The 26,184-nt window shown below is 65.3% G+C and carries 28 protein-coding genes; 9 read left to right on the top strand and 19 right to left on the bottom strand.

From position 1 onward, the window contains the following. Positions 1 to 749 precede the first annotated feature (749 nt). From gatB to gatC, 6 genes are all read right to left on the bottom strand, one after another. Complete coding sequence (gene gatB, locus AAFG07_RS19605) at positions 750 to 2,237, bottom strand: Asp-tRNA(Asn)/Glu-tRNA(Gln) amidotransferase subunit GatB (RefSeq protein WP_342728679.1); 1,488 nt, start codon at positions 2,235 to 2,237, stop codon at positions 750 to 752. A gap of 127 nt (positions 2,238 to 2,364) precedes the next feature. Continuing rightward, complete coding sequence (locus tag AAFG07_RS19600) at positions 2,365 to 3,726, bottom strand: patatin-like phospholipase family protein (RefSeq protein ID WP_342729192.1); 1,362 nt, start codon at positions 3,724 to 3,726, stop codon at positions 2,365 to 2,367. Positions 3,727 to 3,889: 163 nt separating this feature from the next. Continuing rightward, the gene (locus AAFG07_RS19595; protein WP_342728678.1) at positions 3,890 to 4,174 is read right to left on the bottom strand and encodes a hypothetical protein; all 285 of its coding nucleotides are present in this window, start codon (positions 4,172 to 4,174) and stop codon (positions 3,890 to 3,892) included. Between the two features lie 3 nt (positions 4,175 to 4,177). Beyond that, positions 4,178 to 5,653 (bottom strand): Asp-tRNA(Asn)/Glu-tRNA(Gln) amidotransferase subunit GatA, encoded by a 1,476-nt coding sequence (gatA, locus tag AAFG07_RS19590; RefSeq protein ID WP_342728677.1) that lies wholly within the window; start codon positions 5,651 to 5,653, stop codon positions 4,178 to 4,180. Next, the gene (locus AAFG07_RS19585; protein ID WP_342728676.1) at positions 5,650 to 5,892 is read right to left on the bottom strand and encodes a hypothetical protein; all 243 of its coding nucleotides are present in this window, start codon (positions 5,890 to 5,892) and stop codon (positions 5,650 to 5,652) included. Before AAFG07_RS19585 ends, gatA begins: the two co-directional genes overlap by 4 nt. A 23-nt stretch (positions 5,893 to 5,915) precedes the next feature. Continuing rightward, the gene (gene gatC / locus AAFG07_RS19580) at positions 5,916 to 6,203 is read right to left on the bottom strand and encodes an Asp-tRNA(Asn)/Glu-tRNA(Gln) amidotransferase subunit GatC (RefSeq protein ID WP_207829947.1); all 288 of its coding nucleotides are present in this window, start codon (positions 6,201 to 6,203) and stop codon (positions 5,916 to 5,918) included. A 373-nt stretch (positions 6,204 to 6,576) separates the two neighbouring features. Between gatC and AAFG07_RS19575 the strand changes: the two genes are divergently transcribed. After that, positions 6,577 to 6,753, top strand: a complete 177-nt coding sequence (locus AAFG07_RS19575) for a hypothetical protein (protein WP_342728675.1) — start codon at positions 6,577 to 6,579, stop codon at positions 6,751 to 6,753. Between the two features lie 29 nt (positions 6,754 to 6,782). Here the strand turns inward: AAFG07_RS19575 and AAFG07_RS19570 are convergent, their stop codons facing one another. From AAFG07_RS19570 to AAFG07_RS19560, 3 genes are all read right to left on the bottom strand, one after another. Continuing rightward, on the bottom strand, positions 6,783 to 7,097 hold the full coding sequence (locus AAFG07_RS19570; RefSeq protein ID WP_342728674.1) for an NIPSNAP family protein: 315 nt from the start codon (positions 7,095 to 7,097) through the stop codon (positions 6,783 to 6,785). Positions 7,098 to 7,221: 124 nt separating this feature from the next. Further along, complete coding sequence (locus AAFG07_RS19565; RefSeq protein ID WP_342728673.1) at positions 7,222 to 8,298, bottom strand: nitronate monooxygenase family protein; 1,077 nt, start codon at positions 8,296 to 8,298, stop codon at positions 7,222 to 7,224. A gap of 18 nt (positions 8,299 to 8,316) precedes the next feature. Beyond that, positions 8,317 to 9,297 carry a nitronate monooxygenase gene (locus AAFG07_RS19560; protein WP_342728672.1) on the bottom strand — a complete coding sequence of 327 codons (981 nt, stop codon included), beginning with the start codon at positions 9,295 to 9,297 and terminating at the stop codon, positions 8,317 to 8,319. Between the two features lie 117 nt (positions 9,298 to 9,414). On the opposite strand from AAFG07_RS19560, the gene AAFG07_RS19555 reads away from it, so the two are divergent. From AAFG07_RS19555 to AAFG07_RS19545, 3 genes are all read left to right on the top strand, one after another. Further along, positions 9,415 to 10,305 (top strand): LysR substrate-binding domain-containing protein, encoded by an 891-nt coding sequence (locus tag AAFG07_RS19555; RefSeq protein WP_342728671.1) that lies wholly within the window; start codon positions 9,415 to 9,417, stop codon positions 10,303 to 10,305. Positions 10,306 to 10,492: 187 nt separating this feature from the next. Then, positions 10,493 to 10,975: a Holliday junction resolvase RuvX gene (gene ruvX / locus AAFG07_RS19550; protein WP_342728670.1), complete on the top strand. Its 483-nt coding sequence runs from the start codon at positions 10,493 to 10,495 to the stop codon at positions 10,973 to 10,975. A gap of 2 nt (positions 10,976 to 10,977) precedes the next feature. After that, a complete protein-coding gene (locus tag AAFG07_RS19545) occupies positions 10,978 to 11,904 on the top strand; it encodes an AEC family transporter (RefSeq protein WP_342728669.1) in 927 nt (308 codons plus the stop codon). A gap of 46 nt (positions 11,905 to 11,950) precedes the next feature. Here the strand turns inward: AAFG07_RS19545 and AAFG07_RS19540 are convergent, their stop codons facing one another. The 7 genes from AAFG07_RS19540 to AAFG07_RS19510 form a co-directional block, all read right to left on the bottom strand. Beyond that, the gene (locus AAFG07_RS19540) at positions 11,951 to 13,162 is read right to left on the bottom strand and encodes an ABC transporter substrate-binding protein (RefSeq protein ID WP_342728668.1); all 1,212 of its coding nucleotides are present in this window, start codon (positions 13,160 to 13,162) and stop codon (positions 11,951 to 11,953) included. 211 nt (positions 13,163 to 13,373) lie between these two features. Continuing rightward, on the bottom strand, positions 13,374 to 14,135 hold the full coding sequence (locus AAFG07_RS19535) for a hypothetical protein (RefSeq protein ID WP_342728667.1): 762 nt from the start codon (positions 14,133 to 14,135) through the stop codon (positions 13,374 to 13,376). 157 nt (positions 14,136 to 14,292) lie between these two features. Then, the gene (locus AAFG07_RS19530; RefSeq protein ID WP_342728666.1) at positions 14,293 to 15,066 is read right to left on the bottom strand and encodes a CPBP family intramembrane glutamic endopeptidase; all 774 of its coding nucleotides are present in this window, start codon (positions 15,064 to 15,066) and stop codon (positions 14,293 to 14,295) included. Between the two features lie 10 nt (positions 15,067 to 15,076). After that, positions 15,077 to 16,720, bottom strand: coding sequence for an acyl-CoA dehydrogenase family protein (locus AAFG07_RS19525; protein ID WP_342728665.1), 1,644 nt, complete (start codon positions 16,718 to 16,720; stop codon positions 15,077 to 15,079). Positions 16,721 to 16,854: 134 nt separating this feature from the next. Further along, positions 16,855 to 17,307, bottom strand: coding sequence for a hypothetical protein (locus tag AAFG07_RS19520; RefSeq protein ID WP_342728664.1), 453 nt, complete (start codon positions 17,305 to 17,307; stop codon positions 16,855 to 16,857). Positions 17,308 to 17,342: 35 nt separating this feature from the next. Beyond that, on the bottom strand, positions 17,343 to 17,753 hold the full coding sequence (locus AAFG07_RS19515) for a hypothetical protein (protein WP_342728663.1): 411 nt from the start codon (positions 17,751 to 17,753) through the stop codon (positions 17,343 to 17,345). A 129-nt stretch (positions 17,754 to 17,882) separates the two neighbouring features. Then, the gene (locus AAFG07_RS19510) at positions 17,883 to 18,635 is read right to left on the bottom strand and encodes a M15 family metallopeptidase (RefSeq protein WP_342729191.1); all 753 of its coding nucleotides are present in this window, start codon (positions 18,633 to 18,635) and stop codon (positions 17,883 to 17,885) included. 249 nt (positions 18,636 to 18,884) lie between these two features. Here AAFG07_RS19510 and AAFG07_RS19505 point away from each other — a divergent pair, with 249 nt between their 5' ends. The 3 genes from AAFG07_RS19505 (at position 18,885) to plsY (ending at position 22,070) form a co-directional block, all read left to right on the top strand. Next, positions 18,885 to 19,838 carry an aspartate carbamoyltransferase catalytic subunit gene (locus AAFG07_RS19505; RefSeq protein WP_173642499.1) on the top strand — a complete coding sequence of 318 codons (954 nt, stop codon included), beginning with the start codon at positions 18,885 to 18,887 and terminating at the stop codon, positions 19,836 to 19,838. Between the two features lie 4 nt (positions 19,839 to 19,842). Next, positions 19,843 to 21,144, top strand: coding sequence for a dihydroorotase (locus AAFG07_RS19500; RefSeq protein WP_342728662.1), 1,302 nt, complete (start codon positions 19,843 to 19,845; stop codon positions 21,142 to 21,144). A 329-nt stretch (positions 21,145 to 21,473) separates the two neighbouring features. After that, a complete protein-coding gene (gene plsY / locus AAFG07_RS19495; RefSeq protein ID WP_342728661.1) occupies positions 21,474 to 22,070 on the top strand; it encodes a glycerol-3-phosphate 1-O-acyltransferase PlsY in 597 nt (198 codons plus the stop codon). A gap of 107 nt (positions 22,071 to 22,177) precedes the next feature. Here plsY and AAFG07_RS19490 read toward each other — a convergent pair whose 3' ends face one another. Further along, positions 22,178 to 23,416 carry an amidase gene (locus AAFG07_RS19490; RefSeq protein ID WP_342728660.1) on the bottom strand — a complete coding sequence of 413 codons (1,239 nt, stop codon included), beginning with the start codon at positions 23,414 to 23,416 and terminating at the stop codon, positions 22,178 to 22,180. Positions 23,417 to 23,517: 101 nt separating this feature from the next. On the opposite strand from AAFG07_RS19490, the gene dprA reads away from it, so the two are divergent. After that, the gene (gene dprA / locus AAFG07_RS19485) at positions 23,518 to 24,633 is read left to right on the top strand and encodes a DNA-processing protein DprA (RefSeq protein WP_342728659.1); all 1,116 of its coding nucleotides are present in this window, start codon (positions 23,518 to 23,520) and stop codon (positions 24,631 to 24,633) included. A gap of 182 nt (positions 24,634 to 24,815) precedes the next feature. On the opposite strand, the gene AAFG07_RS19480 is transcribed toward dprA, so the two are convergent. After that, the gene (locus AAFG07_RS19480; protein WP_092114798.1) at positions 24,816 to 25,214 is read right to left on the bottom strand and encodes a helix-turn-helix domain-containing protein; all 399 of its coding nucleotides are present in this window, start codon (positions 25,212 to 25,214) and stop codon (positions 24,816 to 24,818) included. A gap of 99 nt (positions 25,215 to 25,313) precedes the next feature. Here AAFG07_RS19480 and AAFG07_RS19475 point away from each other — a divergent pair, with 99 nt between their 5' ends. Next, positions 25,314 to 25,922, top strand: a complete 609-nt coding sequence (locus AAFG07_RS19475) for an FMN-dependent NADH-azoreductase (protein WP_342728658.1) — start codon at positions 25,314 to 25,316, stop codon at positions 25,920 to 25,922. A 57-nt stretch (positions 25,923 to 25,979) separates the two neighbouring features. On the opposite strand, the gene AAFG07_RS19470 is transcribed toward AAFG07_RS19475, so the two are convergent. Further along, entirely contained in the window at positions 25,980 to 26,144 is a 165-nt protein-coding gene (locus tag AAFG07_RS19470; RefSeq protein WP_229168016.1) for a hypothetical protein, read from the bottom strand. Positions 26,145 to 26,184: the final 40 nt, after the last annotated feature.

Here is a 26,184-nt window from a genome sequence, read left to right as displayed (position 1 = left end):
GGCTCTCGCGACGTGCCGGCATCAAGCCGCCGGCAATCCTCTCAAGGCGAGAGGCTTACTTCTTCTTGGCGACCTTGCGGGTCTTCTTCGCAGTCTTCTTCACTGCGCTCTTCGCCTTCTTCGCCTTCTTCGCCTTCTTTGCCTTCTTAGCCATGTTGCCCTCCAGTATGTGAGATGGCTCTCGCTGCGTGCACTCGGGAATCGATATGCACTACTTCCCGAATACACCAACAGACTGAAAAAAACAGTGTCCCGCTTAAGGAAGTGTTGACGCAGCGGTGGCAGTGCGCACAGCGCGCGGCGCCGATCAAATCGGCATTGCGTTGACGCGACGATGCAAGAAATGCAGCAACGGCCGACATCGGCATTTGTCAACGTTGCAGGAAACGCCTGTATTGCAGGCATTTCTTGAATTCGCATTCGAGCGATCGACGCGCGATCGTCATTGCGTTGAGTCGCAAGCCGTGACGAAAAGCGGCGCGTCGCGAACGCCGAGTCGTAATTTTTGGCAACGAAAAAATTTTCGTGGGTAAGACCGCTTTTGCCTCGTTTGAGGTCACCGGGACCGGATTCGCGAACGAATCGCAGCTTCGGCGATTCGGCGCGGAAGGCGTCAGTGCGACCGTCGAGGGAGGGTGTGAGGCAGGATCACGCCGCGTTCACGCGCGCGCGACGACGCCGATGGTGACGGCGCGAGAGCATGATCCGACTGGATCATACGCCAAGGACAACATCATTGTCCTGTTCGTTCAGACGCCGAGCTTGGACTTCAAGAGCTCGTTGACCGCCTTCGGGTTCGCCTTGCCGCCCGACGACTTCATCACCTGACCGACGAACCACTGAAGGGCTGCGGGCTTCGCCTTCGCCTGCTCGACCTTGTCAGGATTGGCCGCGATGATGTCGTCGACCACCTTCTCGATCGCGCCGAGGTCGGTGACCTGCTTCATGCCGCGCGCCTCGACGAGCGCGCGCGGATCGCCGCCCTCGCGCCAGACGATCTCAAACAAGTCCTTGGCGATCTTGCCGGAAATCGCTCCCTCGCCGATCAGGTCGACGATCGCGGCGAGTTGCTCCGCCGACATAGGCGAGGCTGCGATCGCGACGCCCTCCTTGTTGAGACGGCCGAACAGCTCGTTGATCACCCAGTTGGCGGCGAGCTTGCCGTCGCGCGCCTTGTCGGCGAGACGAGCGAGCACCGTCTCGTAGAACTCCGCGCTCTCGCGCTCGGCGACCAGCACGCTCGCATCGTACGGCGACAGGCCGAAGCCCGTAATAAAACGGGACTTCTTCTCGTCCGGCAGTTCCGGCAGCTGCGCCTTGAGCTCGTCGACGAAGGCCTGGCTGAATTCGAGCGGCAGCAGATCGGGATCGGGGAAGTAACGGTAGTCGTGCGCCTCTTCCTTGGAGCGCATCGAGCGCGTCTCGCCCTTGTTCGGGTCGAACAGCCGGGTTTCCTGGTCGATCGAGCCGCCGTCCTCGATGATCTCGATCTGGCGCCGCGCCTCGTACTCGATCGCCTGGCCGATGAAGTTGATCGAGTTCATGTTCTTGATTTCGCAGCGGGTGCCGAGCGTGGTCTCGCCATGGCGGCGCACCGAGACGTTGACGTCGGCGCGCAGGCTGCCCTTCTCCATGTCGCCGTCGCAGGTGCCGAGGTAGCGCAGGATCGAGCGCAGCTTGGTGACGTAGGCCTTGGCCTGCTCGGCATCGCGGATGTCAGGCTTGGAGACGATCTCCATCAGCGCGACGCCGCAGCGGTTGAGGTCGACATAGGACATCGTCGGCGACTGATCGTGCAGCAACTTGCCGGCGTCCTGTTCCAGATGCAGCCGCTCGATCCCGATCGTGACGCTGCGGCCGCCATCGAGCTCGAGCACCACTTCGCCCTCGCCGACGATCGGCGACTTGTACTGGCTGATCTGGTAGCCCTGCGGCGAGTCCGGATAGAAATAGTTCTTGCGGTCGAACACCGAGCGCAGGTTGACCTGCGCATTCAGCCCGAGACCGGTGCGCACCGCCTGGCGGACGCACTCCTCGTTGATCACAGGCAGCATGCCCGGCATCGCGGCATCGACCAGCGAGACATGGGAGTTGGGCTCGCCGCCGAACGCGGTCGACGCGCCCGAGAACAGCTTCGCGTTCGAGGTGACCTGGGCATGGACCTCCATGCCGATCACGACCTCCCAATCGCCGGTGGCGCTCTTGATCAGTTTGTGAGGGGCAGCAGATGCGGTCATGATCTCGGTTTCCGGACAAGTAATATCTGGGATGGATTGGGCTTCGCGCAACCGATCGCGCCAGTCAAGCCGCCTTGCAATCCCCTTGCAGTCCCCTTGCAGCCCGTACCGGCGCATTGGGCAGAGATCAGAGCCCGCGCCGGAACTGCTGATAGGCCTTGCTTGAGCGTAGCGCGTCCGCGCCGCCCGTGATCAGCTGGTCGACCTGCTCGGCCGGCAGCGAAAGCCGCGTCGGGATGGCGTTCAGGATGCCGGCGCGCTCCGGCCCGAGCCGGTCGAAGCCGAGCCGCTCGACATAGATCGCGACGTCGCCGCACTTCCAGCCGGCGCCGACGCCGAGCCTGGTGCGATCCGCCGCCGACAGGCCGCAGCGCCAATGCTTCAGCTTGCCGGACCAGTCGCTGGCGAGCGCCGTGAAGGCAGCGTAGCTCGAGCGCACGCTGGCATCGATCGCGGTGTCGGCGGCCGCCGACACCAGCTCGACACCACTCGGCCCTTCGAGCGTCTGCACGAAGTCACCGGAGATGCCGCGGCCGGCATCGACCACCAGGAACAGGATGCGCCTGAGCTTGGCCGCCTGCCGTTCACTCAGCGGCTCGTAAGGGCGTTGCGCGGCAAGCAGGCCGATGCTCAGCCCCGACAGGCCGTAATTGTCGACGAGACCGCCATCGAGCAGCTTGACGTAGCGCATCGAGCCGTCGCGGTAACGCGCCTGGGCCTCGGCATAGGAGCGCAGCAGCGGCTGCGCGTTCGGATCGTTGCGCACCCGATCGAGCCAGGAGGGCAGCGGCGCAGCGCAGCCGCCGGGATAGGTTTGCAGCACGATCGGGGCGAAGGCCAACGGTACCGCGGCGGACGCCGCCACCGCTTCGGCGACACGATAGGAGCGGATGTCGCTACACAGCGCATCGAACGACGTCTTGCCGAACACGAACGGCGTGCGGTTGTAGATGTCGGAGGCGTTGATCCACACCCGCGGCCGGCGGTCGTCGGGCAATGCCTCGAACCGCGCGCCGTCGAACAGATTTTGATCGAGCCAATCGGTGAACTGGCTGTCGTTGACGCCGCCGCCCAGCGCGCGCCCGATATTGCCGAGCGAGATCCTGGTCTTCAGCCCCTCCTCGGCATTGCGCAGCAGGAAGCGTTCGCGGAAATCGTCGAGCGCCGCACGGCGCTTCAATCCGAAATAGGCCGCGGTGACCGATCCGCCGGAAACGCCGGAGACGAAGTCGACACGGTCGAGCAGCGTCTTGGTGCCGGCGGCGCTGGAGCGCACCCGATCGAGCTCTTCGAGCACGCCAAAGGAAAATGCCGCGGCGCGCGTGCCGCCGCCGGAGAACGACAGCGCAAGCAGCAGATCGTCTTCATAAGCCGGAATATCGCTGACACCGTTGGTGTCGGCAGCCGCGGCGCCGAGCGGCACATTGCCCGGGAGATTGTAGACGGTTGCGCAGCCGGCCAGGCCCACCGCCACCGCAGCCACCAGCAACGCTGACAGCCATCCCCCTATGCCCGACCCACGCACGAATACTCTCTTTGCCACTGGCCCCCGCCCGGTTCCACCAGCCTATCACGGCCAATCTGGGCGGCGGCATGGCGGCCGAAACAGGGTTAATGCTCGCGGTGCCTTGGCACCGGTGTCGTCATCACGCTCACGAGGCCAACAATGTGGAAACAATCCGCTCCCACTCGGCCTCTACGGTATCTTTCGCGACGGGTTGGCCGGCCCGGCGATACCAGTAGCCGGCATTGCCGAGATCACCCTCGACGCGATGCAGATAGGCATGCACCCAGGCCGAATTGGCGTCGCTCTCGTCCTGCACGATACGGTGCGCCTGATTCCAATCGCCCTTCGCCGCCCACCACAAAGCGGCGAGCGGCGGCGCCAGAGTCGTCTCCGGCACAGCGTCAGCGAGACTGGCGCGGAAATCCGCCATCGCTCACCACCATCTTGGCGCCGCGAACCGGCCGGCCGCCTGCTCGATCACCTCGCCGAGCGAGAACAGCGTCTCCTCGTCGAACGGACGACCGATCAGTTGCAGGCCGAGCGGCAGGCCTTGCGTGTCCGTGCCCGCGGGCACGGCGATGCCCGGCAGGCCGGCCATGTTCACGGTCACCGTGAAGATGTCGTTGAGATACATCTCAACCGGATCGGCGCCGCCCTTCTCGCCGATGCCGAATGCCGCCGACGGCGTCGCCGGCGTCAGGATCGCATGCACGCCCTTAGCGAAGCAGTCCTCAAAATCCTTCTTGATCAGCGTCCGCACCTTCTGCGCACGCAGATAATAGGCATCGTAGTAGCCGGCCGAGAGCACGTAGGTGCCGATCAGCACGCGGCGGCGCACCTCGTCGCCAAACCCATCGGCGCGGGAGTTCTCGTACATCTCGATGATGTTCTTGGCCGGATCGCGCAGCCCGTAGCGCACGCCGTCATAGCGCGCGAGGTTCGACGAGGCCTCCGCCGGCGCCACGATGTAATAGGCCGGCAGCGCGTATTTGGTGTGCGGCAGCGACACCTCGACAAGCTCGGCGCCGGCAGCCTTCAGCCACTGCGCGCCCTCGCTCCAGAGTTTCTCGATCTCGGCCGGCATGCCGTCGAGCCGGTACTCCCTGGGGATGCCGATCTTCATGCCCTTCACGGACTTGCCGATCGCGGCCTCGTAGTCCGGCACGGCGATGTCGACCGACGTGGTGTCCTTGGGATCGTGACCGGCCATCGAGCGCATCAGGATCGCAGCATCCCGCGTCGTGCGCGCGATCGGCCCGGCCTGGTCGAGCGAGGATGCGAACGCCACGATGCCCCAGCGCGAGCAGCGGCCGTAGGTCGGCTTGATGCCGACGGTCGCGGTGAACGCCGCGGGCTGGCGGATCGAGCCGCCGGTGTCGGTCGCGGTCGCGCCCATGCAGAGCAGTGCCGCCACCGCCGAGGCCGAGCCGCCGGACGAGCCGCCCGGCACCAGCGTGGTGTTGGAGCCTTCGCGCCGCCACGGATTGGTGACCGGGCCGAAGCACGAGGTCTCGTTCGACGAGCCCATCGCGAACTCGTCATTGTTGAGCTTGCCGAGCAGCACCGCGCCGTCGCGCCAGAGCTGCGAGGTCACCGTCGACTCGTAGGGCGGAATGAAATTGCCGAGGATCTTCGAGCACGCCGTGGTCCTGATATCGCGGGTCGCGAACAGATCCTTGATGCCGAGCGGAATGCCGGCCAGCGGCCCGCCCTCGCCCTTTGCAATTTTCTCGTCGGCGGCCTTGGCCATCTCGCGGGCGCGGTCCGGCGTCTCGAGCACATAGGCATTGAGCACGCGCGCGGCTTCGATGGCGGCGAGATGCGCGTTAGTCAATTCGCGGGCGGTGAAAGATTTGCTCGCCAGGCCCTCGCGGGCCTCGGCGATCGTCAGCGATGTCAAATCGGTCATTTATTGATCGGGCTGCAGAAGAACGGAGACAGGGTCTTGTCGTTGGCGGGGTCGTCCTGCCGGGGGCTCATATGTCTCTGGGCATTCTCCTTGGCGCGGGCGGCGTCGAGCGCCTCGAGATGGTCGAGCACCGCGTCCATCGCCGCATTGGGATCGGCGACCTTTCCCCTGCGCTCCATCGCATCGAGGAAATCCATATAGGCCTTGTAGGCCTTCTCATCGTCGCAGAGCAGACACATCGGGACCGTCCCAGAACAGAGAACTACTCGACCACCTTCGGCACCAGGAAGAAGTGGTTGGTCGTATCGGGCGCATTGCGGACGATGTCGTCGGCGATCTCGCCGTCATTGACCACGTCGGCGCGCTTCTTCATCTCCATCGGCGTCACCGAGGTCATCGGCTCGACGCCGTCGACATTCACCTCCGATAGCTGCTCCACGAAGGCCAGCATCGCGTTCAGCTCGCCCTGGAGATGGGGAACTTCGGCGTCGCTGACCGCGATCCGCGCCAGATGCGCGATGCGGCGGACGGTTGTGGCGTCGACGGACATTATATAGGGCCCCAGATCCAAAAGGTCAGGCTGAAAGGTCAGCCCGCCGTATAGCAGAGGCCGGTTTTGCGCCGCAACCGCGCGAATCCCCCGGCCCCGGGGCTTCGGCACCCTGCCGGGCACCCGGCGAGACATTCTGGCCCGCATTCAGGCCGCAAAAGCCCGCGACGAAACCACTTTGCCGCTGCCACGAAGTGGTGCCGAAACATTCAGGGCGCCTACTCCCTCCAAATCAAAAAGTTCGGAGTGCGTCATGCAAACGCTGGAAAACCGTCCCCGGCCGGAGGGCTGGGATCCCGCCCTGTGGTCGATCGGCACGGTGCTGGGGATTGCGATCCTCTACGTGGCCTGTCTGGTCTGAGCGAGGCGAGTGATGGCCAAGTCCCAGGCGAAAGCTCTGCAGGAAAAGGCCGAGATGTTCGAGCGCCGCGCCGAGAGCGCCACGGATCCGATCTCCCGGCAGCATTACAGGGAAATGGCCGCGCATTATCGCAGGCTCGCGACCGAGCACCTGGAGATCAACCCGAGCGAGCCCGCGCGTCAGGCCTGAGACAGAGCGATCCGGCCTGCCATGGCCGGCTAGGCCGGCTTCGGCAGCAACGGCCGAAAGAACGACCGCTCATAGCGGACAAAGCAGCGCGTCTCCCTCGCGAAGGCGATCGCCTTCTGAACGTCCGGATCGAGCGCTGAGTCCTTGCGGTACTGTTCGTAGGCCGCAAGGCTCGGGAAGCTGAAGATCGCCAACGCGACGTCGCTTGCTCCCTCGGACGGCAGGAAATAGCCGTGATGAGTGCCGCCAAACCTCGGCACCAGCTCCAGCCACATCGCACCATAAGCCTCGAATTCGGCGAGCTTGTCCGGACGCACTTCGTATCGCAGATAACAGGTGATCATGCCGTGGTGCTCCTGCGCCAGGTGGTGGGCCAAGTGATGCGACACGTGAACTGCCGCCTCTCGATACCCGCATATCCGCGGCGGCAGTGGGGGCAACACCGAAATTGCGCAGACAGAGGTGAAATCAGCCCGCCATCTTGCCCATCCGCGCCAACGCGGCGCCCGCCAGCGCGCGGGTCAACTCGGCGGCCGGCATTTCCTTGCCCATCCGCACCGCCTGCCCGGCCCAGAGGTTAGTGAAATCGACCTTGCCCTGTTTTTCGGCAGCCGCCTTCAGCGGTCCGAGGGCGGTCGCCGCGTGCGGGAACGCCGGCGCGTCCGGCGAGATCGGGCCGACCTCGCGCATCACGCGGTTGGCGACCCCGCGCGCCGGGCGGCCGGTCATCACATTGGTGATGACGGTCGATTCATCGCTCGCCTGCGCCAGCGCCACGCGGCCCGCCGCGCTCACCTTGGATTCCGGACAGCGCAGGAACGCGGTGCCGATCTGCACAGCGGAGGCGCCGAGCGCGAAGGCCGCCGCGATCCCGCGTCCGTCGGCGATGCCGCCGGCCGCGACGACCGGCACCTTCACCGCATCCACCACCTGCGGCAGCAGCGAGAACGTGCCAGGCTGCTCGGCAATGGTCTCGGTCAGGAACATGGCGCGATGGCCGCCGGCGTCGGCGCCCTGCGCGATGACGACGTCGGCACCGTTCTCCTCGAGCCAGATCGCCTCCTTCACTGTCGTCGCCGACGACATCACGATGGCGCCCGCCGCCTTCACCCGCTGCAACAGTTTTGGCTCCGGCAGGCCGAAATGGAAGCTGACGACCTCGGGCTTCAGCTCTTCGACCACTGCGCAGAACGCCGCATCGAACGGCGCACGGTTCGCCGCATTGATCAGCGCATCCGGATCGAGGCCGTGTTCGCGATAGTAAGGCCCGAGCCGCTGCCGCCATTGCGCCTCGCGCGCCGGATCGGCGTCGACGGCCTTGTGGCAGAAGAAGTTGAGGTTGACCGGCGCGGATACGCGCTGGCGGATGATGTTGACCTGCTCACGCGCCTTTTCGGCCGAGAGCATCGCACATGGCAGCGAGCCTAGCCCGCCGCCCTGCGCCACCGCGATCACGAGCTCCGCATCCATCACGCCGGCCATCGGCGCCAGCACGATCGGGAATTCGGTCTTGAAACGATCGATCAATCGACGGTCCGGCCACATGGTCTGTCTCGCGCTTGTTCAGGACAAAGAGGAAAGAGAGTTGCGCCGGCCCTGCAACGTCTGCTCGGCCTCGGCGACGATGCGGCCGACGATCTCGGCCGCGGGAACGATATCATGGATCAGGCCGACGGACTCGCCGGCAAACACCGCGGCAACATCGAAATTGGCCGCTTCCCTCGCGGCGGCATATTCCACCGCGATCTCGTCGGCGCGCTGCATCAGCTCGATCTCGCGACCGCTCCAGCGGCGCAGATGATCGTTGACGAGCGAGCGCGCGGTGAAAGGCGCCGGCCACATCAGCTTGCGCGACCAGTCCATCACCACGCCGCGTACCGTCTCGCCGCTCTTCGCGGCGCAGATCAGCTGCTTCGCCTGCTCGGGCGCGTCGGCTTCGACGCTGGCATAGAAGCGCGTTCCCATCAGCACGCCGGATGCGCCGAGCATCATCATCGCCGCGAGGCCGCGGCCATCCGCGATGCCGCCGGCTGCGACGACCGGGACGCGCCCTGCCGCGAAATCGATGACCGCAGGCACGATGTCGAGCGTTGTGCGCGAGGCACCGTGACCGCCCGCCTCCGTGCCCTGCGCAATCAGGATGTCGGCGCCGCAATCGAGCGCTTGCTGCGCCATCTCCTCACTTTGCACCTGGCAGATCAGGAGCGCGCCCGCGGCCTTGATCTTGGCCGCGAAGGGCGCGGGATCGCCGAATGACAGCATCACCGCGCGCGGCCGCGCCTCCAGTGCGATATCGATCAGCTCGGGCTGCCTGGCGAGGCTCCAGGTGATGAAACCGATTCCGAACGGGCGGTGATATCTCCTGAGCGTCGCAGTCTCCGCCTCGAGCCAGGCTTTATCTCCATAGCCTCCGCCTAGGATGCCGAGGCCACCAGCGTCGCTCACCGCCATCACCAGCCGGCTTCCCGTGATCATCGCCATCGGCGCCAGCAGGATCGGATGTGCGATGCCCAGACGAGCCGTCAATTCGGTGCCGATCGGCATGCGTTGCTCCCTGTTCTGGACTTGCTGTTCTGGACTCGCAGCCTAAGCGGGCCTAACCTTCTCGGAAAATGAATACTAGAGAACGCTACCATCTCTAAAATGAAACGGTGGTCCCAGATGGAATTGACCGACCTGCTCACCTTTTCCACGGTCGCCCGGCTCGGCGGCATCACCCGGGCCGCGGACGAGCTGAACACTGTGCAGTCCAACGTCACCCAGCGCATCAAGGCGCTGGAGGCCGAGATCGGCACGCCACTGTTCGAGCGTCACAGCCGCGGCATGTCGCTGACCGGCGCCGGTCGCCGCCTGTTGCCCTATGCGCAGCGCATGGCGGCGTTGTCGCGCGAAGCGGTGCTCGCCGCGCGCGACGATGGCGAGCCGAAGGGGCCGCTGTCGATCGGATCGATGGAGACGACGGCCGCGGTGCGGCTGCCGACGCTGCTTGCCGAGTTTCATCGCCGCTATCCGGCGGTGCGCCTGACCTTGCGCACGGCACCGACCGCCGATCTCGTGGCCGCCGTGCTCGACGGCTCGCTCGACGGCGCCTTTGTCGCGGGTCCGATCGAGCACGCCGAACTGTCGGCGACAACAGCCTTCACCGAGGAACTGGTGCTCGTCACCGCGCAGCGCTGGAAATCGCTCGCCGCCTTGCGCGCCGGCACGCCGGAGTCGGGCCCGACCGCGCTGGTGTTCCGCACCGGCTGCACCTACCGGCAGCGCCTCGAACAGGTGTTCACCGAATTCGGCTGGCCGTCGGCGGCCCGCTTCGAGCTCGGCACGCTCGACGGCATGGTCGGCTGCGTCGCCGCCGACATGGGCGTGACGCTTCTGCCGCGCGCGGTGGTCGAGCGCGACCACGTCCAGCGCGACATCAAGATCCACAAGCTCAATCCGCAGCATGCGCATGTCGAGACGCTGTTCATCCAGCGCCGCGCCACACACCACTCCAGCGCGTTGCAGGGACTTGCCGCATGCCTTGGCGGCGAGGATCGCGTCATCGCCGCGTGAGGCGACTTCAATCTTACCTCTCCCATCGGGAGTTCGTAGCCCGGATGGAGCGCAGCGCAATCCGGGACAGTTTCTCCGCGGCGAGATTCCCGGATTTCGCGGAGTCTGTCATCGGGCGCGCGTCCGCGCGGCCCGTTGGCTCCATCCGGGCTACCTTTCCTTCCCGCTCCCGTGCTAAGCGCACGGCATGCCCGCCCCCATCCTTCCCCTGATCGAAGCCGCGCCGAACTGGCCCGAACGCGGCGCGCTGGTCGGCCTCGACCTCGGCACCAAGACCATCGGCGTTGCCGTCTCCGATCCGGACCGGCGGCTCGCGACCGGCGTCGAGACCATCCGGCGCAAGCAGTTCAAGGCCGATGCGACGCGCCTGCTCGCGATTGCAGCCGAGCGCAGTGCCGTTGGCTTCGTGCTGGGCCTGCCGATCAATATGGACGGCAGCGAGGGCCCGCGCGCGCAATCGACCCGGGCCTTCGCCCGCAACTTCGCCAATCTCACCCCGCTTGCGATCGGGCTGTGGGACGAGCGGCTGTCGACCGCGGCGGTCGAACGCGAGTTGATCGGGATGGACGTCAGCCGCGCCCGCCGCGCCGAGGTGATCGACGAGCACGCCGCGATCTTCATCCTGCAGGGCGCGCTCGACCGGCTGGCGAAGCTGCGCGGGGACCGCTGACCATGGCCGTGGTGATCGCGGCGCTGTTGCCGGTATTTTTGCTGATCGTGCTCGGCTTCATCCTAAGACGCACGCTGATGCGGCTCGACACCCAATGGCACGGGCTGGAACAGCTCACATACTACGTGCTGTTCCCGGTGCTTTTGGTGCAGACGCTGGTCAAGGCCGATCTGACCAAGGTGCCGGTCGCGGGTGTCGGCGGCGCGCTGCTGCTCGCGGCGCTCATGATGTGCCTGCTGTGTCTGGCGCTGCGGGCCCCGCTCGCCCGCGCCGGGGTCGACGGCCCCGCCTTCTCCTCGATCTTCCAGGGCGCCACGCGCTGGCAGACCTATGTCGCGCTGTCGGTGTCGGGCAATCTTTATGGCAAGGTCGGACTTGCGCTGGCCTCGGTCGCGATGGTCGCGATCATTCCACTGGTCAACGTCTTCAGCGTCGCGGTGCTGGCGAAATATGCCTCGTCCAAGAAACGCTCCGCGGGCGCCATCGTGATGACGGTCGTGAAGAACCCGCTGATCTGGGCCTGCGTCATCGGGCTCGTCATCAATGTCACGCATGTCCCGCTGCCGAAAATCTGGCATGACGTCGCCGACGCGCTCGGCGGCTCGTCGCTCGCGATCGGCCTGCTCGTCACCGGCGCCGGGCTGCATCTGGAAGGCATCTTCCGTCCCAGTCTCGCCACCAGCGTCGCGCTGGTCCTGAAGCTGGTCGCAATGCCCGTCCTGACCGTCGCGCTCGCGCTGTGGTTCGGCGTCAGCGGCGCCAATCTCGCCATCGTCGCGGCCTGCGCCGCGGTGCCGACCTCGCCGTCGGCCTACGTGCTGGCGCGCCAGATGGGCGGCGACGCACCGCTGCTCGCCCAGATCATCACGCTGCAGACGATTTTGGCCGCGATCACGATGCCGATCGTGATCGCCGCCGTCGGGCCGTAGCATGCGGCATGCGCTTGCGCAGGCCGGCTCGTTGCGCTGATCGTCGCTATTTCCCGCTCGAACCGGTGAACGCCGTATCGAGCACGTCACCGATCGGCTGCCAGCTGCGGCCGTCAAACTGCAGCAACCGCAATTGCTCGACCGGACGGAAGTGACCGGTATTGATCTTGATGCCGGGGAGCAAGGCGGATGCCTGATAATCCCTGAGCGCCGCAGCCTGCTTCATGACGTTTTCGCGCGACAGATCGTTGCCGCATTGCCTGAGCACCTGGACCAGCGTTTCGGCGGCCGCATAGCCGTAGACTGCGGCAGCGTCATCCTTGCCGCCGGCTTTCGTATACTTGTCGAGGAAGCTGCGCCAGGCGCCCTGCTCTTCCCTCCAGGCCGGATCACTTGCATCCTTCAGGAAGGCAGCGGTGACGACCCCGGTCGCATTCTCCGTGCCGGCCGGCTTAAGCACCGTCTCGATCGATGACGCCATCTGGTTCACGATGAACACCGGCCGCCAGCCGTGCTCGGCCGCGGCCCGGATCACCTTCGAGGCATTTTCCGGCACCCCGGCAAACACAAAGACCTCGGCCCCCGATTGCTTCAGGATCGATATGTGGCCGTCCAGATGCTGATCGTCGACATCATAGGCGATGTCGACCCTGATGTTGTGGGCGACGTCTCCCAGGCCTTGCACCAATCCCTTGAACAATTCCCGGCCGAACTGGTCATTCTCCCAGAGCGCCACGATCTTCTTTCCAGGATAGAAGGCCTGGATGTAATTGGCGTAGATGCGCCCCTCCTCGCGGTATGAAGGCTGCCAGCCCATGGTCCACGGATAGACCGACGGCTCGCTGAGGTCCTGATCGCCGGAGGCAACAAAAAGCTGGGGGACCTGCCGTTCGTTGAGATACTTCCGCGCGGCGAGATTCCCCGGCGCGCCGAACGAACCGAACATCAAGAGCACATTGTCGGTCTCGACCAGAATACGCGTGAGGTCCATGGCGTTGGAAGCATCCGACAGATCGTCGTAGGACATGAAACGGATCTTGCGGCCATTGATGCCGCCGCGTTCGTTGATCATCTCGAAATAGGCAGCTTCCGCCTTGCCGATCTGGCCGAAAATCTCCAGCGCGCCGCTATACGGCATCAGATTGCCGATACGGATTTCGGTGTCGGTAACGCCCTGGTCGCGCACCTGTTGCGTGATGGCACCGAGCGACGCCAGCGCGACGACGCTGGCCAGCAGAGTTCGGATCAACATGGCCATGAGAAGAGCTCGCACGACGGCAGCCGCCGCTGCCTGGTTTCAGTCCGGCCCGCGCTCGTTCATTGATCTAGATCATAGCACTCGAAGGGGGGCACTGGCATCCCCTCTGTCAGGTTCCTAAGCGGCGCGACGCGCTGGCTAAGAGGCACACCATCGTGGCCTGCAATCACGATGCCGATCGTGATTGCAGCGGGTGGGCTTTAAAGCGTTTTCACAAATAAGCTCGATCTCCAGCTCGGATCCAATGCCTTTCTTCGAAGCGATCAGGCACCGTAGGGACGCAGAGCGGCGCGCTCAGTGCGTCCGGGACTTCAATTTCGCAACGATCTGCGCCGTAGCTGTAAACAAGAGTCCCCTGCGAAATCCGCAACGTGAATTTCGCATCACGGTGTTGTTCATTGGACCACCGATCCAGAGCAGCACTACTGTCCGGCGTCACAAATCCTTGGAATGCCTTGATCTTAGGAACGAGATGCTTGCCTTTGAGCGTGCTCCAATAGATAAGTCCGGCATCGACCGTGACCCAAAAATCATTGGTGCTTGCCCGTGCCTCGATACGCTCCGTCAGCCTCTGCAACTCGTGTATCCGAGCGTGCACCATGCGACGGAAATTTGGGGGAAATGGCGAGAACAGCAGATACCCCGGCAGATCGTAGCGCATGTTGCCGCCATGCGTTCGCCGCCACGGCGAAGGGCACTCCGGGCCTGTGTCGGTCGATCGAATGAGGAGCGCGCCTTTTGCCTCGCGGATCACCGGCCAGAAATCTCTCGCAGGCGATCGACGAATTGCATCGTGAAGCCGTGCGATAGCGAGAGCAACAGGGACCGCTTTGGCCAACTCGTTGATGGCCATGGACACATAGTGACTGTGCTCGAGTATGTATTCTTCCGCCAACGCGCGGTTCAAGCGATGAAGATGGTGGCGATAGGTCAGCATGTGCGCGTTGAACGCGTCGGGGGTTTGATTAGACATCAATCGTCCATTCTCCGAAACGCGCACGCTTACTGGAGTAGCGCCCTTATTGTATCCCCGTCATTGCGAGCGAAGCGAAGCAATCCATCTCTCCGTTCGCTGAGACATGGATTGCTTCGTCGCTTCACTCCTCGCAATGACGGCGGAGAGAGACTGTCTACTGCCCCGCCAGCCACCAGGTCTGCAGCGTCGCGGCAAAATTGTTCAGCCCGTGCAGCAGGATGGTCAGCCAGGTCGAGCCGGTGCGGAAGCGCAAATAGCCGAACAGGAACCCGATCGACAGCACTTCACAGAGGAAGAACCAGTCATACTGGAGGTGCATGATGGTCCAGACGATCGACGACAGCAGAATCGCGCCATAGGGGCCGAGCCTGGATTCGGACCAGCCGCGATAGAGCCAGCCGCGCGCGAACAATTCTTCCCAGAGCGGCGCGGCCACGGCAAAGGCGATCACCAGAAGCCACAGCGCGCTGTGCTCCTGTGCCGATTTCAGCACGTCGCCCATGAAGCCCGGCGTCACCTCGCGGCCGGCGGCACGGGACACCATGTCCCAGGCGCCCACCAGCACGATCAGCGCGACGACGCCGATGATCACGTTCTTCCACGACGTCCCGCGCAGCCCGAGGTAATCGGCGAACGGGATCCCGGTGCGGCGGATCGCGAACCACAGCACCAGCAGCACCATCGGCAGGCCCGCGAGGACCGAGAGCGAGATCGTCAGACCGTCGGCGACCACATGGGTAATGCCGGCCGCCGACAGTTCGCCGCCCTGCGCGATGATGCGATAGACGATGACCGCGACCTGGCCGAGGAACATCGCGGCGAAGATCAGAAGGCCCCACAGCGCGGTGCCCCAGAACTTCCACACCCGAGGGGGACGTGGCGGCGGTTCGATGGTGGTCGGCGGAGTATCGGGATTGAGTGCGTCCATCAGCAAACCTTCATGGCAGCGCCCGCGCCAGCAGCGCGCGCTGATCGGCATCGGAGAGGTCCACGGCGCCGTACATGCCGGCGTGGCGTTCGGCAAGCCGTGTCGCCGCGAACAATTCGGCGTTCTTGGGCGAGACCTGGTTGAGCGCCGCGGTGGCGGCCAAGAGCGCCAGCTTCTCGACTGCAAGCCGTGCGATGCGCTCGCTGTCCGGGCGGCGGAACGATTGTCCGATCGACGCAACTGCCTCAGCGGCGCCCAGCAGGCCCTTGGTCTCGTCGGCGAGCGTACGCAGCACGGCGAGCGCGGCATCGGCCTCGCGGCCGAGCGCGCGCAACACGTCAAGGCACATCACGTTGCCTGAGCCTTCCCAGATCGCATTGACCGGCGACTCCCGGTAATGCCGCGCCAGAATGCCCTCCTCGACATAGCCATTGCCGCCGAGGCACTCCATCGCCTCATAGAGGAAGCCGGGCGCGCTCTTGCAGGTCCAGTATTTGATCGCCGGCGTCAGCAGCCGCATATAGGCGGCCTCGCCTGCATCGATGGGCGCGCGATCGAAGGCGCGGCAGAGCCGCATCACCAGCGCGATGGACGCCTCGACATGCAGCGCCATGTCTGAGAGCACCGCCTGCATCAACGGCTGGTCGGCGAGATGCTTCTGGAACACGCTGCGATGCCGCGCGTGATTGAGCGCGTGCGCCAGCCCCGAGCGCATCAGGCCGGCGGAGGCGATCGCGCAATCCTGCCGCGTCAGCTGCACCATCTGGATGATGGTGCGGATACCCTTGCCCTCCTCGCCGATCAATTCGGCATGGGCACCGTGGAATTCGACCTCCGAGGAGGCATTGGAGCGGTTGCCGAGCTTGTCCTTCAGCCGCTGGAAGTGGATCGCATTGACCGTGCCGTCGGGCGCAAAGCGCGGCATGAAGAAGCAGCTCAGGCCCTGCTCGGCCTGTGCCAGCACCAGGAACGCGTCGCACATCGGCGCCGACATGAACCATTTGTGCCCGGTGATGCGCCAGGCGCCGCCGTCGCGCTCGGCGCGTGTCATGTTGGCGCGCACATCCGTGCCGCCCTGCTTTTCCGTCATGCCCATGCCGAGCGTCATGCCGCGCTTGGTCCACCACGGCGCAAAGCCCGGGTCGTAGGCGCGCGTGGCGATGACCGGCATCGTCTTCGCCAGAATGTCCGGCTGCGAGGCCAGCGCCGCGACCGAGGCGCGCGTCATCGTGATCGGGCAGAGGTGACCGGTCTCGACCTGGGACGCGATATAGAACCTTGCCGCGCGCACCACCTCGGCCGCCCCGCCGGCCGGCTTGCCGTCGGCGGTCCAGGTCGAGTTGTGCACGCCGGCATGGGCCGAGTGCGCCATCAGTTCGTGATAGGCCGGATGAAACTCGACCTCGTCGCGGCGATTGCCCCTGGCATCGAAGGTTCGCAGTTTAGGCGTGTTCTCGTTGGCGACGCGGCCGCGCTCGGCCATGGCGGCCGATCCCCAATGGTTGCCGAAATCCGACAGCTCTGCGCTGGCCGCCGCCCCGCCATTGGCGGCGACCGCCGCGACGAGCGGCGCGTCCGTCGCGAACAGGTCGACATCCCAAAATGGCGGCGATTGGTTGAAGACGTCGTGGGTGGCGAACGGAGCCTGCGTCATGGTCTCCCCGGCGATTGGTCGCACTGCGCGCGATGCCCGGACAACGGTCTTGGTTGGCGGCAGCAGCGCCGTAACTGGAATCGGAGGATCATAAGCCTGCAAGCCGGCACGGGGCAGCGAAAAGTACACGTCCGCTAGATGCTTCCATGCCTCGGCGCATGGCGGCCGAGCCACCGGTCGACCCAGTCGTTGGCGCGGGTCCGGTTCGCCTCCGTCCTGGACGCCTGGACCGAAAAGATGTCGCCGCTGTTCAGTCGCCGGTTATCGGGATATTCAGCCAATTGCAGGTTCGATTCATGCGCGGCGCCGTCGACCGGAGAGATGTAGGCAAACCGGATCTCGATCTTGTGCTTGATGTCGGCGCCCTGCCATTTCGGATGGTGACGCGCCAGAAGCTCGACAAGCTCGCAAGGCAACAGATCCGAGGTCGAGCTCCGATTCTCCTCGGTCTTCTCCATATAGCATTGCTCCTTGACGCTGCTGACGCGCGCGTCGATCGGCCGGAAGTTCACCCGCTTGTCGAGTTCGATGTAGGCATAGAGGCCCGCGACGCCGATAGCGATCATCCCGTAGAGCCCCAGACGCATGGTCGAACTCCCATCCTGTCGGACCGCTGTGACGGTCAGATCGAACGTGTCGTCTCCGCCTTGGTCTTGGAGGCCAACACCGGCAACACGTCGCCGGCGCGCAGCGGCTTGCCGTTAGGGAAGTAGGACATCTGCAGGCTGGACTGGTGCGTGGCTCCATCGACCGGCGAGACATAGACGACGCGAACCTCGATCTTGTGCATCACGTGATAGCCCTGCCACTTCGGATGCTCCTTCCGCAGCAGCTCGGCGGTTTCGCAGCGAGTGAGGTCCGACGTGAACGTCGTCTTGGTGACGACGCCGCGCTCGACCTTTTCTAGATAGCACTGGTCATTAACGCTGCTGATGCGCGCATCGACGCGCTGGTAGTTCGCGCCCTTGTCGTACTGGTCGTAGATCGCGATGCCGAACGCACCAACGGCAACAATGACAACAGCCCAACGCATGTTTTCTGCTCCCGCAATGCCCGCACTTCATACGGCCACAATTAAGGAGTGTTGAAAGCGCATTCAGCTACTTCAGCGTTGGCAAGCTTTGTGTTGCCGAGATGCCTTGGATTTGAGGAAAATCCAGCATTAGTGCGCGCGTGTGACCGGGAAATCGTAGGCCACCCCGCCGCCCCCCGGCAGCGAGAAGTGCCACCATTCCTTTGAATAGTTGGCAAATCCCTGGCGGGCCATCGCAGCGACCAGAAGGTTGCGCCAGCGTCGCTGCGCCGGCGTGATCGCGCTGGTAGCGGTATGCCCCTTCACGTCGGAGCAGTCATAGCCGGTCCCCATGTCGACGCTGCCCTCCGGGGCGCGCTCGGCGACCGGCGCGGTGCAGTCGGCATAGTCCCTGGCCGGGTCGAACTTGCGCGAATTGTCCGCGGTCAGATCGACCAGCGTGAGATCGACTGCGGCGCCGGTCGAATGACCGGAATGGGTGGCGATGTAGCCGAGGCGGAACAGGTCCGCCTTCGAGAAGGCCGGGTTGTAGCGCCGCTCGGCGGCGGTCTCCTTGCCGTTCTTCGACCACGCCACCATGTCGGCGACTGCACGGGCCGGCCGGTAGCAATCGAACATCTTCAGCGACAGGCTTTGCCGCGCCAGTTCCTGCTGCACGGCCTTGAGCCGCAACCCCACCTCCCGCTTCACCACGCATTCCGCCGCGCCATAGCCCGCGATCGGCCGCCCCATGAAATTGTTGGAGGTCGCGTAGCGGATGTCCTGGATGATGGTCGGATCGATCTCGCGCAAGAACGCGAAGTCGCCGGGCAGGCTCTGAGCGAAGGCCGGCGAGATCGACCCTGAGATCAGCTCGATGGCCAGCAGTGCGATCACGGCGATTTTCACGAGTCCTTAGCTCCGCTGTCCTGGCTGCATGACCGTCCAAGGCACCACCTCGCCTCTGCTCCGCCTGAGCCCGGTCGTCCACGTCTTGTTCCGGAAAAACCAGCAAAAGCAAGGCGCGGACAGCTCGCAATAGGCCCGGGCATGATGGCGGAGAAACCCAGCCCCATCTTACTCGGGGAAAACTCCGCCTAGCCCTCTTCGCGCTTGCCCCACCGGCCATCCGCGCCTATAGCTCTCGCTTTAATGACCCCATCATTAAAATCGACTTTTGTCCTCGGTCACCGGCATTTGCTGGGCATCGAGGGCCTTTCCGCTGACGACATCACGGGCCTGCTCGACCTCTCCGAGGAGTATGTCGAGCTCAACCGCCAGGTCGACAAGAAACGCGCCAGTCTGCGCGGCCGCACCCAGATCAATCTGTTCTTCGAGGCCTCGACCCGGACCCAGTCCTCGTTCGAGATCGCCGGAAAACGCCTGGGCGCCGACGTCATGAACATGTCGGTGTCCTCGATGTCGACCCGCAAGGGCGAGACCTTGATGGACACCGCGGTGACGCTGAACGCAATGCACCCCGACATCCTGGTGGTGCGCCACCACGCCTCCGGTGCGGTCGAGCTGCTGGCGCGCAAGGTTGACGGTTCCGTGATCAACGCCGGCGACGGCGCCCACGAGCACCCGACCCAGGCGCTGCTCGACGCGCTGACCATCCGCCGCAACAAGGGCCGGCTCGAGGGGCTGACGATCGCGATCTGCGGCGACGTGCTGCATTCGCGCGTGGCGCGTTCCAACATCTTCCTGCTCAACACCATGGGCGCCCGCGTCCGTGTGGTGGGCCCCTCCACATTGCTGCCGCGCGGCATCGAGCGGATGGGCGTCGAGGTCGCGCGCGACATGCGCGAGGGGCTGAACGGCGCCGACATCGTGATGATGCTGCGGCTGCAGCGCGAGCGCATGAACGGTTCCTTCGTGCCTTCGAGCCAGGAATATTTCCACTATTTCGGCCTCGACCAGAAGAAGCTCGCGTACGCCAAGCCCGATGCGCTGGTCATGCATCCCGGCCCGATGAACCGCGGTGTCGAGATCGACACGTTCGTCGCCGACGGCGCGCAGTCGCTGATCCGTGAACAAGTCGAAATGGGTGTGGCGGTGCGCATGGCAGTGCTCGAAGCGCTCGCCCGCAACCTGCCGAACGCGTGACGCCATGCTGACTGACCGCCGCCCCATCCTGCTCGCCAACGCCCGCGTCATCGATCCGTCCCGCGACTTCGACGGTCCGGGCGACGTCCTGATCGCCGACGGCGTGATCCGTGACGCCAAGCGCGGCATCGGCGCCGCCGGCGTCCCCGAAGGCACCGACATCGTCAATTGCGCCGGCAAGATCGTGGCGCCCGGCCTGATCGACATGCGCGCCTTCGTCGGTGAACCCGGAGCCAGCCACCGCGAGACCTTTGCCTCCGCCAGCCAGGCCGCGGCCGCCGGCGGCATCACCACCATCATCTGCCAGCCCGACACCTCGCCGGTGATCGACAATTCGGCGACCGTCGACTTCGTGCTGCGCCGCGCCCGCGACACCGCGATCGTCAACATCCACCCGATGGCGGCGCTGACCAAGGGCATGCAGGGCCTGGAGATGACCGAGATCGGCCTGTTGAAGGCCGCCGGCGCCGTCGCCTTCACCGATGGCGACCGCAGCGTCACCAACGCCCAGGTGATGCGGCGCGCGTTGACCTATGCTCGCGATTTCGACGCGCTGATCGTGCATCACACCGAGGACCCGAATCTGGTGGGCGAAGGTGTGATGAACGAGGGCGAGTTCGCCACGCGGCTCGGCCTCGCCGGGATCCCGACCGCCGCCGAGTCGATCATGCTCGAGCGCGACATGCGGCTCGCGGCGCTGACCGGAGGGCGCTATCACGCGGCCTCGCTGACCTCGATCGAGTCGCTGGAGATCCTCAAGCGTGCCCGCGACAACGGGCTCAACGTCTCGGCCTCGGTCTCGATCAACCACGTGACGCTGAACGAGAACGACATCGGCCCCTACCGCACCTTCCTCAAGCTGGCGCCGCCGCTGCGCACCGAGGACGACCGCAGGGCGCTGGTTGCAGCGCTCGCCTCCGGGCTGATCGACGTCGTGATGAGTGATCACAATCCGCGGGACGTCGAGGTCAAGCGGCTGCCGTTCGCGGAAGCGGCGAGCGGTGCGGTCGGCCTGCAGACCATGCTGCCGGCGGCGCTGCGGCTGATCCACAATGGCGAGATGGAGTTCAAGACGCTGATCCGGGCCATGTCGACACGGCCGGCGGAACTGCTCGGCCTGCCCGGCGGCACGCTGCGCGCCGGGGCCCCGGCCGACGTGATCGTGATCGACGCCGACACCCCCTGGGTGCTCGACCGCGACGACCTCAAATCGCTATGCAAGAATACGCCGTTCGACGACGCCCGCTTCTCGGGCCGCGTGACGCGGACGATCGTCGGCGGACGGACGGTGTACGAACACGTCTAGAGCGTTTTCGAGCGAAGTGGATACCGGTTCGCGTGAAGAAAACGCGTCAAAACAAAAAACCAGAGCCCCGTTCCGATGCAATCGGAACGGAAAAAGGCTCTAGATCAGCGTGGAACTCAGCGTACAGCGAGTTGCGACATCGCTTCCATCGTCGTTCCAACGACGATGGCCGCGACGTAAACCACAAAGAAAACCTGCTCAAGCCGCGTGCGAACAGAAGCCATGATAAGCTCCCTCATTTCCAAGGCCATGGTGCGGATTGATGGTTAATATTTCATTGACGGAATTGCCAAAAATGGACCGGATCGACCGTCCAGGGAACCACCGCGATGTCTGCTGACGCGTTGCTGCTCGCCGCCTTCGTGATCGGCTATCTCCTGGGCTCGATCCCGTTCGGCATGATCCTCACCAGGCTCGCCGGCACGCAGGATCTGCGCACCATCGGCTCGGGCAATATCGGCGCCACCAACGTGCTGCGCACCGGCCACAAGGGCCTCGCCGCGGCGACGCTGATCGGCGACATGCTCAAGGGCACGGTCGCCGTCATCATTGCGGGCTCGATCGACGGACCGAACGCGGCGATGCTGGCGGCGCTCGGCGCATTCCTCGGCCACCTCTTCCCGGTCTGGCTCCGGTTTCGCGGCGGCAAGGGCGTCGCCACCTATATCGGCGTGCTGCTCGGCCTGTTCTGGCCGGCCGCGCTGATCTTCGCCGTGATCTGGATCGGCACCGCCACCACCACGCGCTACTCGTCGCTATCGGCGCTCGTCGCCGCGTTCGTGACGCCGCTATTCCTGTGGTGGTTCGGCCACAACGCGCTCGCCTCGCTGTTCGCCGTGCTGACGCTGCTGCTGTTCTACATGCACCGCGAGAACATCAAGCGGCTGCAGGCCGGCACCGAAGGCAAGATCGGCGAGAAGAAGTGACGCAAGTCATTCCGGGGCGCGACGAAGTCGCGAACCCGGAATCTCGAGATTCCCCGATGCGCAATTGCGCATCTGAGGTTCGCTTCGCGCCCCGGAATGACGGAAGGCTAGGACTTCAGCGCACCTTCCAAAAAGCTCGCCGCCGCCAGCGCCTTTGCGTCGCCGCCAAAACCCGCGATCACGGTCACGCCGACCGGCAATCCGCCCTCGGCGGTCAGCGTCGGCACGTTGACGCAGGGCACGCCCATCAACGTCCAGAGCCGGTTGTAACGGGGATCGCCGGTCGAGGCCAAGCCGTTCGGCGCAGCACCCGGCGCTGACAGCGTCAGCAGCACATCGACCTCGCCAAAAATCGCTGACAGCGCCTGCCGCGCGCGCAGCGTGACGTCCATCGCCGCATCATACTCGGCGGGTGTGCCGCCCTTGCTCTCGTCGAGCCGGCCGCGCAGCAGCGGCGGCATCGCATCGTAGTTCTGGCCGTATTCCCAGGCGAACGACTGGTGCGCCTCGAACTCCTGCACCACCGGATGAATCCGCCACGCCTCCGCGATGATCTCGGGCATCGCGAGCTCGCGCACGGTTGCGCCCGCCCGCTCCACCGCCCGCGCCGCCTTCTGCAATGCCTCCGCGCCGGATGGTTCGGGCGCACCGGCGAAGGCCTGCGTCACGACGCCGATGCGCGGTGCCGCGACCTCCGACGGCACGACAAGCTCGGGGCGCCTGGTCATCGCGGCCAGCCCCTGCGCGACATCGCGCACGCCGGCGCCGAACAGCCCGACGGTATCGAGCGTCCAGGAGAAGCACTTCACCCCGACGGTCGGCAGCAGCCGGTAGCTCGGCTTGATCGCGGCGACGCCGCAGAACGAGGCCGGCCGGATCACCGAGCCGCCGGTCTGCGTGCCCAGCGCCAGCGGGATCATTCCGGCGGCGACCGCAGCGGCCGAGCCCGACGACGAGCCGCCCGGCGTGTGCGCGTGATTGTGCGGATTGAGCGTTGCGGTCGGATCGTTCGCCGCGAACGCGGTCGTCGTGGTCTTGCCGATGATGGTGGCGCCGGCCTGCTTCAGCGCCATCACCACCGGCGCGTCGGCGCGCGGCTGATGGCCGCGATAGATCGCAGCCCCCATCTCGGTCGGAAAGCCGGCGGTATCGATGATGTCCTTGATGCCGACCGCGATGCCGCGCAGCGGCCCGGCATCCTGCGCACGCGCCTTCGCGTCGTGGCGGACAAAGGCGCCGATCGTCTTGTCCTGCGCACTGATCGCCTCCAGCGATTGGCCGATGGCCGCTTCAGGCGACAGCGCGCCCTGTTCGATACGCGCTTGGAGGTCGGCAAGTGAGATCATGGGCGGCTTCCTCGAATTGGCGACCGCTTGTAGCGCGTCACGCCTATGCCGCCAATGTCGCGGTTGATCACAATCCCAGGTTGGGCGAAGCTACACCTCGCATGCATGACCGGTCACCCAGCACCACTGAACTCACCGACGCCGAACGGCTCAACCGCCTGCGGCTGATCCGTTCCGACAATGTCGGCCCGCGCACCTTTGCATCGCTGCTCCGCCATTTTGGCGATGCGGCGCACGCGCTGGAGCGCCTGCCGGATCTCGCGCGCCGCGGCGGCGCATCGGGACCCGGGCGCATCACGAGCGAGGCCGATGCAGCCGCGGAGCTCGCGGCCTGTGCCAAGTTTGGCATCGACCTCATCGCGCCGGAGGAAGTCCACTATCCGGCGCGGCTTGCCACCATCGACGACGCGCCGCCGCTGCTTGCCGTACGCGGCGCGCGCGACACCTTGATGCGCCCGATGATCGCGATCGTCGGCTCCCGCAATGCGTCCGGCGCCGGGCTGAAATTTGCAGGCCAGCTGGCGCGCGATCTCGGCGACGCCGGCTTTGTCGTGATCTCCGGCCTTGCCCGCGGCATCGACCAGGCGGCGCATCGCGCGACCGTTGCAAGCGGCACGGTCGCCGTGCTGGCCGGCGGCCATGACAAAATCTACCCGCCGGAGCATGAGGATCTGCTCGCCGCCCTGCTCGCGCACGGCGCGGCGATTTCGGAGATGCCGCTCGGCCACGTGCCGCGGGCGCGCGACTTCCCTCGCCGCAACCGGCTGATCTCGGGCGCATCGCTCGGCGTCGTGGTGGTGGAGGCTGCGCACCGCTCGGGCTCGCTGATCACGGCGCGGATGGCCGCTGAACAGGGCCGCGAGGTGTTCGCGGTGCCGGGCTCGCCGATCGATCCGCGCGCCGCCGGCGCCAACGATTTGATCAAGCAAGGCGCCACGCTGGTCACCGAGGCCGCCGATGTCATCAGCGCGGTCACGCCGATCATGGAGCGGCCCGTCATGCTGTCCGCCCGCGAAGACGACGAGCCGCTGGATTTTGCCCCCGATGCGTCCGATCGCGCCCGCATCATCAATCTGCTCGGACCGAGCCCGATCAGCCTCGACGATCTGATCCGGATGGCCGATGTCTCGCCCGCTGTCGTCCGCGCGGTACTGCTCGAACTGGAGCTCGCCGGCCGACTCGAGCGTCACGGCGGCGGACTGGTGTCGATGATCTGACGCGGGCGAATAAGCGGCTCACGCCAGTCCATCACCGTCATCCTGAGGTGCGAGCGGAGCGAGCCTCGAAGGATGCACGGCCCGGCTGGTGGCCGTCGACCCTTCGAGACGCGCTTCGCGCTCCTCAGGGTGACGGATAACAGTCGGGTGACGGATAACAGCAGGACGACCGATAACACTCCCTACTCGTTGCGTCCGTCAAACCGTGTCCGCGCGCCCTCGATCTCCGGCAGATGCGCGAACGCCCATTCGCCGAGTGCCTTCACGGGCGCGGCCAGACCACGGCCGAGATCGGTCAGCTCGTAATCGACCCGCGGCGGGATCGTCGGAAACACCGTGCGCGTCACCAGGCCATCGCGCTCGAGCCCGCGCAGCGTGAGCGTCAGCATCCGCTGCGAGATGCCGTTGATCATCCGCTTCAGCTCGTTGAAGCGCTTTGGCCCATCGGTCAGCATCATGATCACGAACACGCTCCATTTGTCGCCGACCCGCGCCAATACGGAGGCAACCGCGCGGCAATCGCTGTGATCCTGGTCAGGCAGGGGCGGAAGGGCAGGCACACGGATGTGCTCGGGTTTCATTGCTGTGCTCGGGTTTCAAAAATGTGCGTTCTTGCGCACATTTAGGGCGGTCACTCATATAGCGCCAGTTACAAACCTATACCAAAGGTGACTTCAGCCATGAAACTTCTGCACATCGACTCCTCGGTCCTAGGCTCCCACTCCGTCAGCCGCCAGGTTTCTGCCGCCGCCGTCGAGCGGCTGCGCCAGGCCAATCCCGGCCTGGTCGTGAGCTACCGCGATCTCACCCAGACCCCGCTCGCCCACCTCTCCGGCCTGCACCTCGCCGCCAGCCAGGGCGCGGCGCCGGACCCGTCGATGCGCGACGACATCGCGACCGGCCAGGCCGTGCTCGAGGAGTTCCTCGCCGCCGACGTCGTCGTGATCGGCGCGCCGATGTACAATTTCACCCTTCCCTCCCAGCTGAAGGCCTGGATCGACCGCATCGTGGTCGCGGGCAAGACCTTCAAATACGGCGCCGGCGGCGTCGAGGGACTGGCCGGCAACAAGCGCGTCATCATCGCGATCTCGCGCGGCGGCTATTACGGCGCCGACACGCCGATGGCCGCGCTGGAGCACCTCGAGACCTATTTGCGCGGCGTGTTCGGCTTCATCGGCGTCAAGAATCTCGAGCTGATCCCCGCCGACGGCATCCAGGTCGGTCCCGAGCACCGCGAGAAGGCGGTCGCGGGTGCGCTGCAGGCCGCTGGCAGCCTGAACGCCGCCTGACGTGATCACATTCCTGCCGTCACCCTGGTGGCGGCAGGCCGCTTCAGGTGGATGAAGTCAGAACCAGACGCCTTGAATGCCGAAGATGACGGCGACGAGCGAGATCAACAAACCGATGCCGGAAAACAGCGCGACCGTCACAAACTGGGCTGAGTCTGAGTTTTCGTTTTCGGAGGTAGACGAAACCGGGATCGGCGTCGAAATGCGGGCTGCTTTCGGCATGAAGGAACTCCAAAATGATTCCGTGGTGAAAAAAAATCCC

It is taken from the genome of Bradyrhizobium sp. B097 (assembly GCF_038957035.1).
Classification (GTDB): Bacteria; Pseudomonadota; Alphaproteobacteria; order Rhizobiales; family Xanthobacteraceae; genus Bradyrhizobium.
Note: the sequence above shows the minus strand (reverse complement) of the source record. Positions and strands in the feature narration are given on the sequence as shown.

Coding starts and splice junctions, on each gene's coding strand:
- AAFG07_RS19525 (WP_342728665.1), bottom strand. CDS start 16,720: ATGACGCAGGCTCCGTTCGCCACCCACGACGTCTTCAACCAATCGCCG.
- AAFG07_RS19565 (WP_342728673.1), bottom strand. CDS start 8,298: ATGTGGCCGGACCGTCGATTGATCGATCGTTTCAAGACCGAATTCCCG.
- AAFG07_RS19480 (WP_092114798.1), bottom strand. CDS start 25,214: ATGAAACCCGAGCACATCCGTGTGCCTGCCCTTCCGCCCCTGCCTGAC.
- AAFG07_RS19585 (WP_342728676.1), bottom strand. CDS start 5,892: ATGTGTCTGCTCTGCGACGATGAGAAGGCCTACAAGGCCTATATGGAT.
- AAFG07_RS19500 (WP_342728662.1), top strand. CDS start 19,843: ATGCTGACTGACCGCCGCCCCATCCTGCTCGCCAACGCCCGCGTCATC.
- AAFG07_RS19560 (WP_342728672.1), bottom strand. CDS start 9,297: ATGCCGATCGGCACCGAATTGACGGCTCGTCTGGGCATCGCACATCCG.
- AAFG07_RS19475 (WP_342728658.1), top strand. CDS start 25,314: ATGAAACTTCTGCACATCGACTCCTCGGTCCTAGGCTCCCACTCCGTC.
- AAFG07_RS19540 (WP_342728668.1), bottom strand. CDS start 13,162: ATGGCCATGTTGATCCGAACTCTGCTGGCCAGCGTCGTCGCGCTGGCG.
- AAFG07_RS19570 (WP_342728674.1), bottom strand. CDS start 7,097: ATGATCACCTGTTATCTGCGATACGAAGTGCGTCCGGACAAGCTCGCC.
- AAFG07_RS19530 (WP_342728666.1), bottom strand. CDS start 15,066: ATGGACGCACTCAATCCCGATACTCCGCCGACCACCATCGAACCGCCG.
- dprA (WP_342728659.1), top strand. CDS start 23,518: ATGCATGACCGGTCACCCAGCACCACTGAACTCACCGACGCCGAACGG.
- AAFG07_RS19515 (WP_342728663.1), bottom strand. CDS start 17,753: ATGCGTTGGGCTGTTGTCATTGTTGCCGTTGGTGCGTTCGGCATCGCG.
- ruvX (WP_342728670.1), top strand. CDS start 10,493: ATGCCCGCCCCCATCCTTCCCCTGATCGAAGCCGCGCCGAACTGGCCC.
- AAFG07_RS19490 (WP_342728660.1), bottom strand. CDS start 23,416: ATGATCTCACTTGCCGACCTCCAAGCGCGTATCGAACAGGGCGCGCTG.
- plsY (WP_342728661.1), top strand. CDS start 21,474: ATGTCTGCTGACGCGTTGCTGCTCGCCGCCTTCGTGATCGGCTATCTC.
- AAFG07_RS19595 (WP_342728678.1), bottom strand. CDS start 4,174: ATGGCGGATTTCCGCGCCAGTCTCGCTGACGCTGTGCCGGAGACGACT.
- AAFG07_RS19545 (WP_342728669.1), top strand. CDS start 10,978: ATGGCCGTGGTGATCGCGGCGCTGTTGCCGGTATTTTTGCTGATCGTG.
- gatA (WP_342728677.1), bottom strand. CDS start 5,653: ATGACCGATTTGACATCGCTGACGATCGCCGAGGCCCGCGAGGGCCTG.
- AAFG07_RS19505 (WP_173642499.1), top strand. CDS start 18,885: ATGACCCCATCATTAAAATCGACTTTTGTCCTCGGTCACCGGCATTTG.
- AAFG07_RS19575 (WP_342728675.1), top strand. CDS start 6,577: ATGGCCAAGTCCCAGGCGAAAGCTCTGCAGGAAAAGGCCGAGATGTTC.
- AAFG07_RS19535 (WP_342728667.1), bottom strand. CDS start 14,135: ATGTCTAATCAAACCCCCGACGCGTTCAACGCGCACATGCTGACCTAT.
- AAFG07_RS19520 (WP_342728664.1), bottom strand. CDS start 17,307: ATGCGTCTGGGGCTCTACGGGATGATCGCTATCGGCGTCGCGGGCCTC.
- AAFG07_RS19470 (WP_229168016.1), bottom strand. CDS start 26,144: ATGCCGAAAGCAGCCCGCATTTCGACGCCGATCCCGGTTTCGTCTACC.
- gatC (WP_207829947.1), bottom strand. CDS start 6,203: ATGTCCGTCGACGCCACAACCGTCCGCCGCATCGCGCATCTGGCGCGG.
- gatB (WP_342728679.1), bottom strand. CDS start 2,237: ATGACCGCATCTGCTGCCCCTCACAAACTGATCAAGAGCGCCACCGGC.
- AAFG07_RS19555 (WP_342728671.1), top strand. CDS start 9,415: ATGGAATTGACCGACCTGCTCACCTTTTCCACGGTCGCCCGGCTCGGC.